An 18095-nucleotide genomic window follows, 5' to 3' on the forward strand; every position below is an offset into this window, starting at 1 on the left:
ACAGACCGGATTTCATCATACCATTTTCAGCGGAACCCGACAAGGTTCTTTTTTTTATTGGGTTAAGATTTGAATATTCAAATAAAGGATCGCCGACAAGATTTTTTTGTATCTGGGGCAGAACCAGCAAAGGTCGGTTAACCCTAATCTACATACTTCTCCGCTAGTCGCACCACTATGACAAACTTGATATTCGACCGGGGATGATGCTTTCCCTGTGAGATCGAAACTGTGCTTTTCGCTCTCCCCCTTCCACGTTTTCATCCTCCATTGTTTTTCGCTATACTAGATACGTGAAAGGAGTTAAGCAATGAAATCTTTGATACTTGCGGAAAAACCGAGCGTTGCCCGCGATTTGGCGAACGTGCTCGGCTGCAATCAGAAAAACAAGCAATATATTGAAGGTCCGCGTTATGTCGTCACTTGGGCGCTCGGACACCTCGTCGAACTGAAAATGCCCGAGGATTATGATAAAAAATACGAAACGTGGCGTATGGAAGATTTGCCGATCATTCCCGACCGCATGGGATTGAAAACGATTCGAAAAACGAGTCCTCAATTGAAAGCGATCGACCGGCTCGTGAAACGAAAAGACGTTCAAGAAGTCATCATTGCTACGGATGCCGGCCGTGAAGGCGAACTCGTTGCCCGTTGGATTTTGAAACGCATTCAATGGAAAGGGAAAGTGAAAAGACTCTGGATTTCATCTCAAACGGACCGTGCGATTTGCGACGGTTTTCGGCAGTTGAAACCGGCGGCGCACTATGATAATTTGTTTCAATCGGCGGTGTGCCGCGCGGAAGCGGATTGGCTTATTGGATTAAATGTGACGAGAGCGTTGACGACGAAGTACAACGATCCGTTGTCTGCCGGGCGGGTGCAAACGCCGACGCTCGGTCTCGTCCTCGACCGCGAACGTGCAATTCAATCGTTCAAGCCGGAACCCTACTGGTTGGTAAAGGCGGCCATTGGGCCGATTACCGCTCAATGGCAAAACAAAAAAGGGGAAAAACGGCTGTTTGGCGCCGAAGAAGCGGAACGCTTGAAACAAAAAATTTCCGGCCGGAAAGCGACGGTCACAGACGTACGCTCAAAGCAAAAAACAGAACGGCAGCCGCTCCCGTACGATTTGACCGAGCTTCAGCGGGACGCGAATAAAATTTTCGGATTTTCCGCGAAAAAAACGTCTAACGTGCTGCAAGGATTGTATGAACGTCATAAAATCGTTACGTACCCGCGTACCGATTCGAAGTATTTGACGCAAGACATGAAAGCGACGATGGCCGAACGGGTGAAAGCCATCGCATCGGCTTATGCAGATGAGGTTCGTCCGATCGCCAAGCAGCAGCACAAAGTGCTCGCCAACCACGTTTTTAACGATGCGAAAGTAACAGATCACCATGCGATTATTCCTACGGACGAAACGGTATACGCTGCTGATCTCGACTCTGACGAAAAAAAATTGTTCGATTTGATCGCAAAACGTTTTCTCGCTTTGTTTTATTCTCCGTATGAATACGATACGGTCGAAGCCGTGTTTGATGTTGACGGTGAAATGTTCTCAGCCAAGGAAACGATCGTTCGCGAACCCGGATTTAAACGGTTGCGTCAACAAGACGAGGAAACGAATCGCGAAACCGCTGTTGTCCAGAAAGGTCAAAGTTTTCAGGTCAAAAACGTCGTGACTGAAAGCAAAATGACCGAGCCTCCCCCGCGTTACAGCGAATCGGATTTGCTCGGACGCATGGAAAAATACGGACTTGGAACGCCGGCTACGCGCGCGGACATCATCGAAAAACTCGTTTTCAGCGAAGCCATTGAACGAAAGAACGGCAAGCTGTTTCCGACGCCGAAAGGCAAACAGCTGATCGAACTCGTCAATGACGAACTGAAGTCGCCGAAGCTGACGGCGCGATGGGAAGCGGAGCTGGAAAGCATCGCACGCGGAAAAGGAAACGCGCAGGCGTTCTTGAAAAACATTCGCGAGCAAGCGCATCGGCTCGTTTCGGAAGTCGCCGCAAGCAAGAAAACGTATCGAGCTCATAATTTGACGGGCACGAAGTGCCCGGAATGCGGGGAGCTGATGAAGGAACGGAAGACGAAAGACGGGAAAATGCTCGTGTGCGCGAATCGCGAATGCGGGTACCGGAAACGGCGCGAAGCGAAGTTGACGAAGCGGCGGTGTCCGCAATGCAAGAAAAGAATGGAAATTCACAAAGGCGAAGCCGGCGTGTATTTTCAGTGCCGGCCGTGCAATGTTGTGGAAAAGGCGGATCGCGGTAAGAAAGTGCCGGACAAACGGGAGAAACAACGATTAATGAAAAAATATGAGAAAAAAGAACCTGTTGGAAACAGCATGGCTGATGCGTTGAAAGCAGCCCTTGAAAAGAAAGAATGACGATTTACCCGCTTGCGCACTGGCAAGCGGGATTTTTTAACAGAAATATGGCAAAAACTGTTTTCCCTTTAACGAAAAACGTTTATCATAGAAAGGAAGAACGCGTGTACTTTGACGGCTTGAGAACGACCGTTTTGCAGAAAGGATGAACGCGAGTGCCGAACGTATGGACACATATCCTTTTCGGTGAAAAAACATTGGAACGCATCCAATACCGCCTGCCCTCGGATGATGTCCTCCCTTTTTTCAGGCTCGGTTGCCAAGGGCCGGATTTGTTTTTCTATCATAACTTTTGGCCGTGGGCTAAAGACCTCGGCGTTTCCGCAATAGGAGAAAACATCCACCGAAACCATTGCGGACCCTTCTTAATCGACATGATTCGCGGCGGTTTCCGTAACGCGAACGACTTTTACGTACAAGCTTATATACTCGGGTTTCTTACGCATCATTTGCTCGACCGCAACACCCATCCGTATATCATTTATCGTTCCGGAATGGACGATCATAAGCATGAGAAACTTGAAATCATCATTGACACGCTCCTCATGGATGAAACTTACGGCATCAAAACATGGCACATTCCCGTTTACCAAAAAATTAATATTGGCAAATCGCTGTACGGCCCGATCGAGCAGTTATTGAAATCCCTCATTCGCCGCTATTTTCCCGATGACGCCGCGAAACTGCCGGAAACCTTTGCGGCCGAATCATACCGGAACATGATTCAGGCGTTGAAAGTGCTCCATGACCCGATCGGTTGGAAAAACAAATGGTTGAAAAAATTCGTCCATCCCTACTCCTATCGGCCGATTACTGAACAAAAAGATTATTTGAATCGGAAACGTCGCATCTGGTATCACCCCGCCGATCCAAACGAAAAACATTCCGAAAGTTTCGATGATATGCTTGATCATGCGTACGCTGAAGCCGAGCGCATACTGGAGGCGGTGCTCGATTATTGGAAGAACGGGTTGGATGAAGCCAGTGAAGGTTTATCTAACGAACTCGGCAACTATGCGTATGATACCGGAAAAGATTGCCGCGATACGGTCACGTGCAAGTATTTTGATCCGATGATTTAAACGCGGCTTCTCTTTGCCCTTTGGCGACATTGACTTTCAACAGCAGCAGGATGCCGATGACAAAGAATAAAGCAACGGACAGGATTCCCCATCGGCTTGATCCCGTTAATTGGGAAGTGAGCGCGAACAAAAACGGCCCGAAAATCGCCGCAAACTTCGAAGAAATTCCGTAAAAACCGAAAAATTCAGCGTTTCTTCCTTTTGGAATCATTCGTCCGAAAATCGAACGGCTTAACGATTGCGCGCCGCCTTGGACGAACCCGACCATAATCGCAAGCAAATAAAATTCAAACGCGGTTTTCATGAAAAATCCGAGAATGACAATGAGGACGTAAACGATCAGTGCCAACAGCAACGCCCGTTTTGCTTCGATTTTTCCTGCCAGCCATCCGAACAAAAAAGCGAACGGAATTCCGACGAATTGCGTAATGAGGAGTGCCGCGATCAAATCCGTTTGACCGATTCCAATATCCCTGCCGTAGATCGTCGCCATTTTTATGATCGTTGAAATGCCGTCGTTGTAAATCCAAAACGCCAGCAAGAATTTGAGCAGTTCCCGGTATTTCGGAAGTTCTTGCAGCGTCGCCGACAACCTCCGAGCAGTGATGCGAACGTAATTTTTTCCCGTTTGAGTCCGACTGCCGTCGTTCGGATCCTTCACGTTGCGAAACATCGGAATCGAAAAAAACAACCACCACAACGCGACGGTTGCGAAAGCTGCATGAGTCGCCATTAACGTATCCCGCAGGCCGAAAACCTCTGGTTTCATAATCATGAGTAAGTCGAGTAATAAGATGAGCCCGCCGCCGATATAGCCGTATGCAAACCCGAGCGCAGAAACTTTGTCCATGTGCTTCCCGTCGGAAATTTCAGGTAAAAAGGCGTCGTAAAACACGTTCCCCCCTGAAAAACCGATCGTCCCGACGATCAACAGAAGCGATGCCAACGCATAATCTCCCTCTCCGACAAAGACGAGCAACATCGTCGCAATCATACCCATGTAGGCAAAGAACATCAAATACTGTTTTTTTGAACGGGTATAGTCGGCCATCGTGCCTAATATCGGTGACAGAACGGCAACAAATACCATAGCGGCGGACTGTGAATATCCCCACAACGACGTGGCCATCGTGTCGTCCAGCCCCTTCGCTGCTACGTCATGATAAAAAATAGGCAGCACGGCAGCCATCACCGTTGTCGCAAAGGCTGAATTCGCCCAATCGTACAATGCCCAACTACGGATCTCTTTTTTGTTCACAGCCGCTTCCCCCTTTTTCCATAGCATATCAGAAACAGGGGGCTGAAGGTATAAAAACTTCCGGACCGTTTCAGTCCGGAAGTATCCCTTAACGAAAGCGTTTTAATGGTTTTTCGGCAGGACCTTCGACGACTTCGCCCGTATAAGAAAATCTTGAACCGTGGCACGGACAATCCCACGTTCGATCCCCTTCATTCCACGACGTTTCGCAAAGCATATGGGTGCAAGTCGTGTCGACAACGTACAAATTTCCATCCTCGTCTTTATAGCCGCCGGCGCGTTTGCCTTCATACCGGATGACTCCCCCTTCGTCGTTCGAAAGGAAATCACCGGTTCTTTCCGGAAGTTCCAGCTTTCCGGCCACCCAATGGGCGGCAACATCTGCATTTTGTTTGAAAAACGTTTTTAAGCTTGGATCCGCGTAAAAGCGCGATGGCGTGAAAACGTCCATGTACTTGTTCTCGCGCTCCAATACGTAATCACGAAACAACAACGCTGAAAGCGTCCCCGATGACATCCCCCACTTTTTAAATCCGGTGGCCACAAGTATGTTCCTCTCTGCTTGCGTCAAACGACCGATGTAAGGCACTTTGTCGAGCGTATACAAATCCTGCGCCGACCAGCGATTCACTACTTCCTCTACACCGATGACTGTTTCCGCAAACGATTCCAAAGCATCGTAATGATCTTGCGTGTTACCGCCTTGGCCGGTTTTATGATCCTCACCGGCAATAAGGACCCCGGTTTCGCCGTTCAATTGAACAGACCGGATCGAACGCGGCGGTGAATCGGCACTCAAATACATTCCGCCCGGATAATCGAACGAGGTTTTAACTGCCAGAAGGTACGAGCGTTCGGCATACATTCTCGTGTAATAAAACCCGAGTCCGTCGTAAAACGGATAGTGAGAACAGGCGAGAACATAGTTTCCAGTCGCACGGTACCCATCGCGCGTGATCGCTGTTGCTCGTTTCCCGTGGTCGACGTTCACGGCGGTTGTTTGTTCGTAAATTTCTCCCCCATCGTCGATGAATTGCTTTACAAGATGCGCCAAATACTTAACCGGATGAAATTGCGCCTGGTTTCGCATGTACAACGCATTTTTTACTTTAATGTCAAAAGGAATGCTGCCGGTTAAATCGCCGGGGATGTTCAATTTTTCATAAGCCCGAAATTCATTTTCAACTTTGTTCGCGTACCGGTCGGCAACACCATACATACAGGCATCTTGGGTGCTGAAATCACAATCGATGTTTTGTTCGGAAACGAGATTGCGGACATAATTGACTGCCTCTTGATTCGCTTCGTAATAGAGACGCGCCTTTTCAACACCCATATGATTGATCAATTCATGATAAAACAGTCCGTGTTGGGCGGTTAATTTCGCTGTTGTGTGACCAGTCGTCCCGTTCAGCAAAACGTCAGCTTCCAATAACGCGACATCCAAACCTTCCCGCTGCAGCAAGTAGGCTGTCGTAATGCCGGTGATGCCTCCTCCGACAATGACGACGTCCGTCTCGATGTCTTCTTTCAGCGCGTTGAAACGCGGCAAATCAATGTTTTCCCGCCAGTAGGGTTCAGGGGTCTTCGGCAAATCTCGATGATAAAGCGGATTTCTAACCACTTCGTTTCCTCCGTTTCGTGAAAATGTTTGTTCTTAGTTGTCCCTGAAGGATTCGATTCTATTCAAAACGTTTACGCCTGAAAATCGCGAGGTTTCGATGTAAAATAAAATTAAAACGTGATACACGGAGGGAGAAATCGCATGGAAAGAACACATTTGATGGAATCGACACGCAAAGCACTGCGGAAATATACGATCACGACTGTTTTGAATCAATACGATGCGGATTTGCTCGGCCTGTCGAAGGACCACCAGCGTACAAAATATCAAAAGATGGCGAAGAGTCCGTTTCAGTTTTTCCGCGGAAGCGCCTATCTTTTCTATTTCGATGTTATGCAGCTGCCGATCTCCTTTAATACGCCTCCCGATAAACCGACGCGTCTTCAAGGGGATTTGCACTTTGAAAACTTCGGGGCGTTCATGAATCAAGACGGAGAAATCGTTTTTGACGCCAACGACTTTGACGAAGGTTACGTCGGCTCTTATTTGTACGATGTATTTCGAATGACGGCGAGCATCGCGCTGTACAGTGAGCAGCTCGGCTATGACGAGAATGGACAGGAACAATGGATTCGCCATTATGTTGAGGCTTATGTTAATCAATTGAAAAACTTCGCTGCCGCGGTTGATCCGAGTACGTTCACCTTCACAGAAACCAATACAGAAGGACCGGTACGTGATATTTTGCAACAAATTCGCGAACGAAATGCCGAAGAGGCGCTAATGAACGTGACAACCATTGAAAACGGGAGACGAAGATTTAAAACGTCCGATTCGATGATCGCACTCGATCCGAAAGAACGGATGGCTTTTGAAGAAGTTTGGCCAGCGTATCTCGCTTCACTTGGGGAAAGGGCGAAAGGAAAAGACTATTTCGAGGTGAAAGATGTCGTTAAAAAAATCGGATCAGGCACGGGATCGATCGGATTGACTCGTTATTACGTGTTAATTGAAGGAGAAAAAGACGGACGGCACAGAGACGATATCGTCCTTGAAGCGAAGGAAGCAAGGGCACCGGCGCCTTCTCACTTGTACAAGTTCGAGAATGTCGACGATCGCTATACGCATCAAGGAAGACGCGTTGTGGAAACGCAAAGAGCGATGCAATATTTGGAAGACCCTTTCCTCGGTTATTTTTCGATTGACGGCCATGATTTCTATGTTCGTGAATTTTCCCCGTTCGTCGGCGAACTCGATGCGGAACCGCTGGCCGCTGCCGAAAACATGAAACATACGGTTGAGACGATGGGCAAGGTGACGGCTAAATTTCATGCGCGCGCCGACATCGACGCTGAAGACGATTTATTGAACCACGATAGTGAACAGGCGATCCTTGAGGCGATTGGCGAGAATATCGAACCTTTCGTTGCCGAACTGGTAAAATGGGCGTTGTATTATAAAATTCGCGTACACGAAGATCATCAACTGTTTTTGGATTGGCTTGAGGAAGAATTTCAATCCACGGCTGATCACACAAAAGCGGATGTCAATTAAGACACCCGCTTTTTCTTTAAATGAGTACGGTACGTGAAATTTCAGTCGAACCATTTGTTTTTCATTGCCAAAATCGCGGCCTGGGTCCGATCATGAAGGTCAAGTTTGCTCAAAAGGTTGCTGACGTGCGTCTTCACCGTCTTTTCCGTAATGTACAAGTCATGAGCAATTTCTTTGTTGCTTTTGCCGAGCGTAATTTGTTCGAGTACCTCTTTCTCTCTCGGCGTCAGTTCGCTCGGACATAGAGGGGCCGTGGTTTCTACTCCATCACCGCTGACATGACTGAGCAATTGCTGCGTCGCTTCGGGATGCAGCAGCTTTTCCCCGCGGTAGGCGGCTCGAATCGTATTGGCAAGTGCTTCTGGACGTATATCTTTCAACTGATACCCTTCGGCACCGGCACGAATCGCGGGAACGACATGATCTTGATCAGAGAAACTTGTCAATATGATGATTTTCACGTTCGGATTTCGTTGTTTGATCACCTTCGTAGCTTCGATTCCGTCCATATCCGGCATCATGAGATCCATCAAGATGACGTCCGGTTTTTCCTGTTCACATAACTGAACCGCCTCGCGTCCGTTGGAAGCTTCTCCAACGATACGAAACTCTTTTTGCGTTCCGAGAAAAAAGCGAAGCCCTTGCAAAACTACGAGATGATCATCCGCCAATAAAACTTTAATCGCCATCCCCATCCCTGCCTTCCTTCTTTTCGATCGGAAACGAAACCGTAACGATCGTTCCTCTTCCCGGTTCACTTTCCATTCGGAAAGCGCCTCCTAACGACTCGCAGCGTGCTTTCATGTTTTCGATACCAAATGACGCTCCCCGCAGATGTTGCTCCAAACGAAACCCTTTTCCGTCGTCTGAGATTGTCAATACGAGCTTTCCGCCGGATACGACCTGGCCGATATGAACCTTTCTTGCATCGGCATGTTTTTTTACGTTGTTCAACGCTTCTTGGCCGATTCTCCATAACGTTTCTTCGACTTCCCGCGGCAAATGGAGGACGCCTGCAAGTGACGTTTCGGTTTCAAGGCCGAGAAACTTTCCGTAATTCGCTAACGCGGTAATGACGCCCTCTTCCAAACCTGCCGGACGCAGCTGCCAAATCAGCGATCTCATTTCCAACAATACTTCATGAGAAAGCTCGTCGATCCGATCTAACGATTGCAGCAGTTGCGCTTTGTCATGGACTGACTCCCGAGCACCTCGTGCCATTAACGCAAGCGAAAACAGCTTCTGATTCACCGAATCATGCAAATCGCGCGAAAGCCGAGTTCTTTCGTCAATTAAAGAACGTTCCTTTTCCTTTTCGGCCAAACGGATTCTTTTCACCGCGGTTCCAATTTGAAACGCGACCGCTTGCAGCAGCGTTAATTCTTTTTCCGTAAACTCATTTTTATGGGGGGAGGCGACGTTTAACAATCCGAACGTTTCGTTCCCTGCGGATAAAGGGATCGTCGCGTGATGACGGAGTCCACAGCGATCGCCGCGATTATGAATTCTCGCGTCTTCGAGCCGCCGGCATTCAATAATGTTGACCGGTTCCTGCAAATTTCCCGCCCAATATTGATTCAAACAAAAACAAACCCCCGTATGCATCGGTTTCTTGTCATCGCAGGCGAGCGCCGGCGGAAGCTGATGGTCTGCCGCGAATTGATAGTAAGGTTTTTCGCCGACAAGAAAGATCCATCCTGTGGACAAATCTGTCACAGCCAACAATTTTCCCAAGACCGCTTGAAGCATTTCGGGAAGATCATTGGAGCGGTTCAACGTTTCCGCGATCACTTTCAGCGTCATTAATTCTTGCAGATCGTCTGCTTTTCCCATCGTTCTCGCCTCCGTGTTCGTTTGCTGAACCATAACGGCCCGAATCCGAATGTTGCCGATCCGTCAGCCTCCTCTATGATTATAGCAAATCTACAAACAGAGCAAAGATGGGTTCCCTTTAATTGGGATTGCAGGTAGTTTCTTCGCCATCCAAAGACACCCACATCTTTCAATCATTGTCCTCGAATTACTTTTGTTGAAAAGGAGGGAAATTTGTTGAAAAAAATTTGCACGCTGTTCATTGCCGGTTTCTTCGCATTGGCTCTTTTATTGCCGTCTTCCGTAAATGCTGCGACTTCTTCCGACTACACGGTTCAAGCTGGTGATACGATGTGGAAGATCTCCCAGCGTTTTCACGTAAGCTATGGCGCACTGGTGAAAGCAAATCCACAAATCGAGAACCCTTCGTTGATTTACGTCGGCCAAACGGTCCATATCCCGGCGGCCAATGATGGAGATTATTATGTACAACGCGGCGACACGATGTGGAAAATTTCGCAAAAATTCGGTGTCAGTTATTCGAGCCTGTTGAAAGCGAATCCGCAAATCGAAAATCCGTCGCTCATTTACGTTGGACAAGTCGTTCATATTCCGCAAGGTTCATCATCCGGAGAATCCGACAGTTATACGTTAAACGCATACGAGCAGAAAGTTGTTGAGTTGACGAACAAGGAAAGAACGTCTCGGGGACTTCCGGCCTTGAAAGTATCGGCCAAACTGTCGAAAATGGCAAGAATAAAAGCCGCCGACATGCGCGACAATCATTACTTTTCACATACATCGCCGACATACGGTTCACCGTTCGAGATGATGAAAAAATTCGGAATCTCTTACACGTACGCCGGTGAGAACATCGCAGCCGGACAACCAACTCCGCAAGAAGTCGTCAATGCTTGGATGAACAGTTCCGGGCACCGTGCCAACATTTTAAACAGTCATTACACTTATATTGGGGTAGGCTATGTTAAAGGTGGTTCGTACGGATCTTATTGGACGCAAGAATTCATCAGAAACTAATACACCTCATCATGTACCGGACACTCAAAGCGTTTTGGGTGTCTTTTTTACTTCTCAAAAAGCGATGCAAAAAAAATTTCCGCCAATCCCAGTTGGCGGAATGATAAAGGAGGTCTTATTTCTAAAGCCTATGGTAAATTCGTTGTTCGCATCAAATAACGGTCACATTCCCGCGCCGCTTCACGACCTTCATTGATCGCCCATACGATCAAACTTTGCCCTCTGCGTACGTCGCCGGCGGCAAAAACGCCTTCCACGTTCGTCCGATAATCCCCGCACGCGGCTTTTACGTTTGTGCGCCCGTCCTGTTCCAGGCCGAAATGGCGAATGACTTCTTGTTCCGGACCTTCGAACCCAATCGCGATCAACACGAGATCGACCGGCCAAACTTTTTCCGTTCCGGGAATTTCTTGCAACGTCACTTGCTCGTTTTCGTCGATTTCTTTCTTCGTTTTTACCGTCAACAATTCTTTCACATGACCGTTTTCATCACCTCTGAACTCCATCGTATGGATCGCATATTCTCTTGGATCTTTTCCGAATTTTGCTTCCGCTTCTTTATAAGCATAATCCATCGTGAAGACGAGCGGCTGTTCCGGCCACGGATTGTCATCGCCGCGTTTGAGCGGGAGCCGCGGATGTTTGCCGAATTGAACGACGCTTTTGCAACCGTGCCGCAGTGCTGTAGCAACACAGTCAGCTCCGGTGTCTCCTCCGCCGATGACGACAACATTTTTGCCTTTAGCGGAAAGATATTGGCCGTCTTCCAAATTGGAGTTCAACAAGCTTTTCGTATTTTTCACCAAATAATCCATCGCAAAATGGATGCCTTTCAAATGGTTACCTTTCAATTGCAATTCACGTTGTTTTGTCGCACCTGTACACACGATGACAGCGTCATGACGTTTGCGAAGCTCTTCGCGAGTCACGTCCTTGCCAATCTCTGTGTTCAACTCGAACGTGATGCCTTCTTTTTTTAATAAATCCACTCTTCTCCATACAATTTCTTTTTCGAGTTTCATATTCGGAATTCCGTACATGAGCAATCCACCCGGCCGGTCATCTCTTTCGTAAACAACAACCGTGTGGCCCGCTTTGTTCAATTGTGCAGCTGCCGCAAGCCCTGCAGGTCCCGAACCGATCACCGCAACGCTTTTTCCCGTGCGTCTTTGCGGAGGTTCCGGAACGATCCACCCTTCCTCAAATCCTTTATCGATGATCGCCTGCTCGATGTTTTTGATTGTGACCGCCGAGTCATTCAAGGAAACCGTGCACGAACCTTCACAAGGCGCGGGGCAAACCCTGCCCGTAAACTCCGGAAAATTGTTCGTTTTTAACAATCGGTCAAGCGCTTCTTTCCAGCGGCCGCGATAGACGAGATCGTTCCACTCCGGAATCAAATTGTGCAAAGGACAGCCGAAGGAAGCCGCATCGAATTCAATGCCAAGGTGACAATACGGGGTGGCACAATCCATACAGCGAGCCCCCTGGCGCTCCAATTTTTCCTCGGGCATCGGCAGTTGGTATTCTTTCCAGTCTTGCAACCTTTCGACCGGATCCCGGTTTTCCGGCGTCTCCCGATCATATTCAATGAAACCTGTCTTTTTTCCCAACCGCTGACCCTCCTTACTTTCCCTTATCGGGAAATCTTCAGTTTTCTACCGGTTCCCGTCGTTCTTCGACAATCGCTTCAACGGAAATGCCGGATTTTCTCATCTCGAACGCCGCCATTGCCGCATCTTCGTCGTTCAAACCGAGCCGTTTCGCGTGCTCGATCGATTGAAGCATTTGTTTATAATCTTTCGGGATCACTTTAATCATTCTAGCAACCGTCTCGTTCCAGTGATGCAACGCCATTTTGCCCATCGTGCTGTTCGTGTGCGCGACATGATTTTCGATCATGCGTTTCACTTCGTTAATCTCGTCATACGATTGCAAAGATTCCAATTCAACCATGCCGGGATTGCATGAGTTACGGAATCCTTCTTCGCCGTCAACGGGAAGGACGTAGGCGATGCCTCCTGACATGCCTGCGGCGAAATTTTTTCCGACCGAACCAAGAACGACGACACGCCCGCCTGTCATGTATTCGCATCCGTGATTGCCTATGCCTTCGACCACGGCGCGGACACCGCTGTTTCTTACGCAAAACCTTTCACCCGCGCGCCCGTTGATGTATGCTTCACCGGAAGTCGCACCGTAAAAAGCGACATTGCCGATGGCGATGTTATCAGACGCGGAATAGGACGCCTTTTTCGACGGATGGATGATGATTGTTCCGCCTGACAATCCTTTTCCGACGTAATCGTTGGCATCTCCTTCGAGATGAAGCGTGATGCCTCTCGGCACGAAAGCCCCAAAGCTTTGTCCCGCAGATCCTTTGAAATACAAATTGATCGTGTTTTCCGGCAGTCCTTCAGCGCCATAGCGCTTTGTCACTTCATGCCCGAGCATTGTGCCGACAACGCGGTTCGTATTCTTTATCGGCAACACCGCGCGGACCGGCTTGCGCTCATGAAGCGCCGGCGCACATATCTCGATCAACTCTTGGCGATCGATCGCAAGATCCAGCTGGTGATCTTGCTCGCGTTGTTTGTATCTTCCGATCGTCTCCGCAACATTCGGCCGGTGCAGCAATTGACTTAAGTCTAGCGATTGCGCTTTCCAATGCGTTTTCGCCTTTTCGCTGACATGCAACTGATCCGTTCTGCCGATCATTTCATCAATCGTGCGAAATCCAAGCATTGCCATAATTTCACGAACTTCTTGTGCAATAAACGTCATGAAATTCACAATGTGATCCGGTGTTCCCATGAACTTCTTTCGCAGTTCGGGATCTTGCGTGGCAATGCCTACCGGACATGTGTTCAAGTGACAGGCACGCATAATGACGCAACCAAGTGCGACAAGCGGTCCTGTTGAAAAGCCGTATTCTTCGGCACCTAATAGGGCAGCCATGACGACGTCGCGTCCAGTCATCATTTTTCCGTCCGTTTCGAGGACGACGCGGTCGCGAAGATCGTTCAATACAAGCGTTTGGTGCGTTTCCGATAACCCGAGCTCCCACGGGAGACCAGCGTTCTTAATACTTGTTCTCGCCGCTGCACCCGTTCCACCTTCGTATCCGCTGATCAAAATGACATCCGCTAAACCTTTCGCCACACCGGCGGCAATCGTTCCCACACCGGATTTCGATACCAATTTTACATTAACTCGCGCACTCGGATTAGCATTTTTTAAATCATGAATCAATTGCGCGAGATCTTCGATCGAATAAATATCGTGATGCGGCGGCGGCGAAATTAACCCGACACCTGGCGTCGATCCGCGAACTTCAGCAATCCACGGATACACTTTCGATCCGGGCAATTGTCCGCCTTCTCCGGGTTTGGCCCCTTGCGCCACCTTAATTTGGATTTCATCGGCGTTCGTTAAATAATGGCTGGAAACACCGAAACGACCGGACGCGACTTGTTTGATCGAACTGCGGCGCAAGTCTCCGTTTGAATCCGGTGTAAACCGGTTTGGATCTTCGCCGCCTTCCCCGCTGTTGCTTCTTCCGCCAATACGGTTCATGGCGATGGCCAGTGCCTCATGCGCCTCTTGACTGATCGATCCGTATGACATCGCACCGGTTTTAAAACGGCGAAAGATCGATTCGACCGGCTCAACTTCTTCCAATGGGACCGGGTCGTTGTCATCAGCGAACGTCAGCATATCCCTGAGGAACGTAATTTCTTCTTCGTCGGCAAGCTGGGAATATTTTTTATACAATTCGTAGTCGTTTCTTCGAACTGCTTGCTGCAACGTATGAATCGTTTTCGCGTGAAACTTATGATATTCCCCGTCGTGGCGCCATTGAAAATCACTTCCAGAATCCAACGTACGCTCTTGAAACCCTTGATTGTTATACGCGCGGCGGTGGCGCAACAACGTCTCTTCGGCAATGGTCTCCAGGCCGATGCCGCCGATTTGCGAAGCGGTCCCCGCAAAATATCGCTCAATTACATCCGAGCCGATCCCAATGGCTTCAAAGATTTGCGCGCCGCGATAACTTTGGATCGTGGAGATTCCCATTTTCGACAACACTTTCACCACACCGGAAATCGCGGTTTTTAAATAACGTTCGACCGCTTCCGGAAAATCATATCCGTCAATACTTCCATCACGAACCATTTGTTTGATTGCTGAAATGGCCAGATAAGGATTGACCGCATCTGCACCATAACCGATTAACATCGCGAATTGATGGACGTCCCGGGCTTCCCCCGTTTCGGCAATCAAGCTTACTTTCGTCCGCGTGCCATTGCGGATCAAATGATGATGCAACCCGGATACAGCCAGCAACATCGGAAGTGCCGCTTTCCGTTCATCCATGTTTTGGTCCGAAAGAACGAGAATCGTATGCCCGTCAGCGACAGCTTTATCGGCTTTGGCAAACAGTTGCTCAAGCGATGGCTCAAGGCCATCCGTCCCTTTGTCTGCCGGGAAAACGGCAGAAATCGTTTTTGCATGGAATGCCGGATGAGCGTTCGCACGCAATCTAGCCAACACATCATTGCCAATGAGCGGAGATTCCAAGCGAATGTGCTGGCAACTCTGTGGAGTCGGTTCAAGCAAATTCCCTTCCGCTCCAATCGTCGTCATCGTGGAAGTGATCGATTCTTCCCGAATGCTGTCAATTGCAGGATTCGTCACCTGCGCAAACAATTGCTTGAAATAATTGTAAAGCAACTGAGGTTTTTTCGACAATACGGCGAGCGGAGCGTCAAAACCCATCGAACCGACGGGATCTTTCTTTTCGGTGATCATCGGCAGGATGTTCTTGTTTAATTCCTCATACGTATAACCATGCGCCACTTGCCGCTGCAACAGTGTATCGTTTTCTACATCATGTTCGGCACGCACGTCCGGCAATTCGTTTACATGGACGAGGAAATGATTCAACCATTCGCGGTACGGATGTTCTTCAGCAATTCTTCGTTTCGCTTCCTCGTCAGGGACGATGCGCTGTTCGTGAAAATCTACAAGCAATAGTTGGCCGGGCTGAAGCCGGTCTTTATGCACGATCGTTTCTTCCGGTACGTCAAGCACGCCGACTTCGGACGCATAAACGATATGGTCGTCGTTCGTAATGTAATAGCGCCCGGGGCGCAAACCGTTTCGATCAAGCATCGCACCGATTTGGGTGCCGTCGCAAAAAGCGATTGATGTCGGTCCGTCCCACGGTTCCATTAACATACTGTGATATTCATAAAACGCCTTGAGAGGATCTTCCATTGAATCGTCACGATCCCACGGTTCTGGAATCATCATCATGGCAGCATGCGGCAAAGAACGGCCGCCGAGCGTCAAAAACTCGAGCACGCTGTCAAGTGCTGCTGAGTCGCTGCCTTCTGAATCAATGACAGGCAATAAGGAATCAATGTCCTCGCCAAAAGCATGGGATGCACATAACTTTTCCCTGGCATTCATCCAATTCATGTTTCCGCGCAACGTGTTGATTTCACCGTTATGAACAAGATAACGGTTCGGATGTGCGCGCTCCCAGCTCGGGAACGTGTTCGTGCTGAAGCGGGAATGCACTAATGCAAAATGAGAAACAAACGTTTCGTCTTGCAAATCGACGTAAAAGCGGTCAATTTGTTCAGGCATGAGCATTCCTTTGAATACGATCGTACGCGTCGACAAACTCGCCACATAAAACGTTTCTTCGTCCGAAACGAAAGATGCGCACGACTTTTCCACTTGTTTGCGTATCAAATACAGTTTTCGTTCGAATTCAGTGCGGGATAAGTTTGCGTCCCCTTTTCCGATAAAAAGCTGCCGAATAAAAGGACGGCTTTCCAAGGCACTCTCCCCGCAAACAGATTCATCGACCGGTACCGTGCGCCAACCGAGCAGCTGCTGACCTTCCTTGGAAACCATCTCAGCAAATGATTGTTCACAACGGTTTCTCGTCATCGGATCCCTCGGCAAAAACACCATGGCCACGCCGTATTCCCCTTGCTCGGGAAGCGCAATATCGGTATGAGAAACAAAAAATTTATGCGGAATCGCGAGCATGATTCCCGCCCCATCGCCGCTCTTACCGTCACTTCCTTTTCCGCCGCGGTGTTCTTGGCGTTGAAGCATCGTCAATCCTTTTTCTACTGTCTCGTGTGAAGCTCTTCCTTTTAGATTTGCAAAAAATCCGATCCCGCACGCATCATGTTCGTAAATCGGATCATACAATCCTTGTCTTTTCTGTTTCATGGCTTCACCCCTCCTCCATATTGTTCCAAAACGTGCAACAGACCCAGTCCGTTCCGATCGTTTCCAGTATATTGTTGACGAGCAGCAATCCTCTCCGTAAATCGGATTGACCGTAACTGTAAAAAACTTTCTGTTAATTAATATTTTACTGGCATTGATTGATCGCTTCAATATATAATTTAGATGATATTGATCTATTTTTGTTATGAATCGAGGAGATGTCTGATGGAACTGCGGCAAATTAAATACTTTATTGAAGTTGCAAAAATGGAACATGTAACGGCAGCCGCTGTAAATTTGCATGTCGCGCAATCTGCGGTCAGCCGGCAAATCGCCAATCTTGAAGAAGAATTGAACGTCAAGCTGTTTCAGAGGGACGGCCGGAACGTGAAATTGACACCCGTCGGAAAAGTCTTTCTCGAACACGTCGAATTGGCATTATTGGAAATTGATCACGCGGTGGAAAAAATCCACGAATTTCTCAATCCGGAAACTGGCGTGATTCGAATCGGATTTCCGAATAGTTTATCGGCTAACACGCTTCCGGTCGTCATTTCATCCTTCCGCCATCAATATCCGAACATCAGCCTCCAAGTCCAGCAAGGAAGTTTGAAATATTTGTTGGCCGCGGTGCAAAAAGGCAGCTTGAATGTTGCTTTTGTCACGCCTGTCCCCATGAACGAAAAAGACGTCACCGGAAAAATTTTCTTCACCGAAAACATGGTAGCCTTGTTGCCGCGCGATCATTTGTATGCGGAAAGAGAAAGCATACGACTTGATGAACTGCGCAATGACCCGTTCGTGTTGTTTCGCACCGGTTTGCGAAGAAATCTTATTTTGCACGCGTGTCAGCAATCCGGTTTTGAGCCGGAAATCGCTTTCGAAGGAGAAGACATCGACACGATCAAAAATTTAATCGCCGCCGGCATCGGCGTCGGGTTGCTTCCGGAAACGACGGTCTCGCAAAACATTCCACGCGACACGATGACCGTACGAGTCAGTGAACCGAATATTAACCGGACCGTCGGCGTGATCGTATCGAAAAACCGCGCCATGTCGCCTTCGGAACGATTGCTCGTCGATTTTTTGAACGATTTTTATGAAAAATTGACGCAATTCGGCCGCTGAACAAGG

Annotated in this window: 11 protein-coding genes; 5 read left to right on the top strand and 6 right to left on the bottom strand. The window is 48.6% G+C overall.

Annotated features, from left to right (window positions below):
• Positions 1-310 precede the first annotated feature (310 nt).
• Positions 311-2398 (top strand): DNA topoisomerase III, encoded by a 2088-nt coding sequence (locus VFK44_02445; protein ID HET7627224.1) that lies wholly within the window; start codon positions 311-313, stop codon positions 2396-2398.
• Positions 2399-2553: 155 nt separating this feature from the next.
• A complete protein-coding gene (locus VFK44_02450) occupies positions 2554-3480 on the top strand; it encodes a zinc dependent phospholipase C family protein (protein HET7627225.1) in 927 nt (308 codons plus the stop codon).
• On the opposite strand, the gene VFK44_02455 is transcribed toward VFK44_02450, so the two are convergent.
• Entirely contained in the window at positions 3449-4738 is a 1290-nt protein-coding gene (locus VFK44_02455) for an MFS transporter (GenBank protein ID HET7627226.1), read from the bottom strand. The genes VFK44_02450 and VFK44_02455 overlap by 32 nt on opposite strands.
• An 88-nt stretch (positions 4739-4826) precedes the next feature.
• A complete protein-coding gene (locus VFK44_02460; GenBank protein HET7627227.1) occupies positions 4827-6362 on the bottom strand; it encodes an FAD-dependent oxidoreductase in 1536 nt (511 codons plus the stop codon).
• Between the two features lie 141 nt (positions 6363-6503).
• Here VFK44_02460 and VFK44_02465 point away from each other — a divergent pair, with 141 nt between their 5' ends.
• A complete protein-coding gene (locus VFK44_02465; GenBank protein HET7627228.1) occupies positions 6504-7856 on the top strand; it encodes a DUF2252 family protein in 1353 nt (450 codons plus the stop codon).
• 41 nt (positions 7857-7897) lie between these two features.
• Here VFK44_02465 and VFK44_02470 read toward each other — a convergent pair whose 3' ends face one another.
• Both VFK44_02470 and VFK44_02475 read right to left on the bottom strand, forming a co-directional pair.
• Positions 7898-8545 carry a response regulator transcription factor gene (locus VFK44_02470; GenBank protein HET7627229.1) on the bottom strand — a complete coding sequence of 216 codons (648 nt, stop codon included), beginning with the start codon at positions 8543-8545 and terminating at the stop codon, positions 7898-7900.
• Positions 8535-9689 carry a GAF domain-containing sensor histidine kinase gene (locus VFK44_02475; GenBank protein HET7627230.1) on the bottom strand — a complete coding sequence of 385 codons (1155 nt, stop codon included), beginning with the start codon at positions 9687-9689 and terminating at the stop codon, positions 8535-8537. The genes VFK44_02470 and VFK44_02475 overlap by 11 nt, the downstream gene beginning before the upstream one ends.
• A gap of 216 nt (positions 9690-9905) precedes the next feature.
• Between VFK44_02475 and VFK44_02480 the strand changes: the two genes are divergently transcribed.
• On the top strand, positions 9906-10706 hold the full coding sequence (locus VFK44_02480; GenBank protein ID HET7627231.1) for a LysM peptidoglycan-binding domain-containing protein: 801 nt from the start codon (positions 9906-9908) through the stop codon (positions 10704-10706).
• Positions 10707-10834: 128 nt separating this feature from the next.
• On the opposite strand, the gene VFK44_02485 is transcribed toward VFK44_02480, so the two are convergent.
• Together VFK44_02485 and gltB are read right to left on the bottom strand one after the other, a co-directional pair.
• Complete coding sequence (locus VFK44_02485; protein ID HET7627232.1) at positions 10835-12319, bottom strand: glutamate synthase subunit beta; 1485 nt, start codon at positions 12317-12319, stop codon at positions 10835-10837.
• Between the two features lie 37 nt (positions 12320-12356).
• Complete coding sequence (gltB, locus tag VFK44_02490; protein ID HET7627233.1) at positions 12357-16961, bottom strand: glutamate synthase large subunit; 4605 nt, start codon at positions 16959-16961, stop codon at positions 12357-12359.
• A gap of 225 nt (positions 16962-17186) precedes the next feature.
• Between gltB and VFK44_02495 the strand changes: the two genes are divergently transcribed.
• Positions 17187-18089 (top strand): LysR family transcriptional regulator, encoded by a 903-nt coding sequence (locus VFK44_02495; GenBank protein HET7627234.1) that lies wholly within the window; start codon positions 17187-17189, stop codon positions 18087-18089.
• The last annotated feature ends 6 nt before the right edge of the window (positions 18090-18095 follow it).

This window comes from Bacillales bacterium (assembly GCA_035700025.1).
Taxonomy (GTDB): domain Bacteria; phylum Bacillota; class Bacilli; order Bacillales; family DASSOY01; genus DASSOY01.

Coding starts and splice junctions, on each gene's coding strand:
- VFK44_02495 (HET7627234.1), top strand. CDS start 17,187: ATGGAACTGCGGCAAATTAAATACTTTATTGAAGTTGCAAAAATGGAA.
- gltB (HET7627233.1), bottom strand. CDS start 16,961: ATGAAACAGAAAAGACAAGGATTGTATGATCCGATTTACGAACATGAT.
- VFK44_02475 (HET7627230.1), bottom strand. CDS start 9,689: ATGGGAAAAGCAGACGATCTGCAAGAATTAATGACGCTGAAAGTGATC.
- VFK44_02445 (HET7627224.1), top strand. CDS start 311: ATGAAATCTTTGATACTTGCGGAAAAACCGAGCGTTGCCCGCGATTTG.
- VFK44_02465 (HET7627228.1), top strand. CDS start 6,504: ATGGAAAGAACACATTTGATGGAATCGACACGCAAAGCACTGCGGAAA.
- VFK44_02470 (HET7627229.1), bottom strand. CDS start 8,545: ATGGCGATTAAAGTTTTATTGGCGGATGATCATCTCGTAGTTTTGCAA.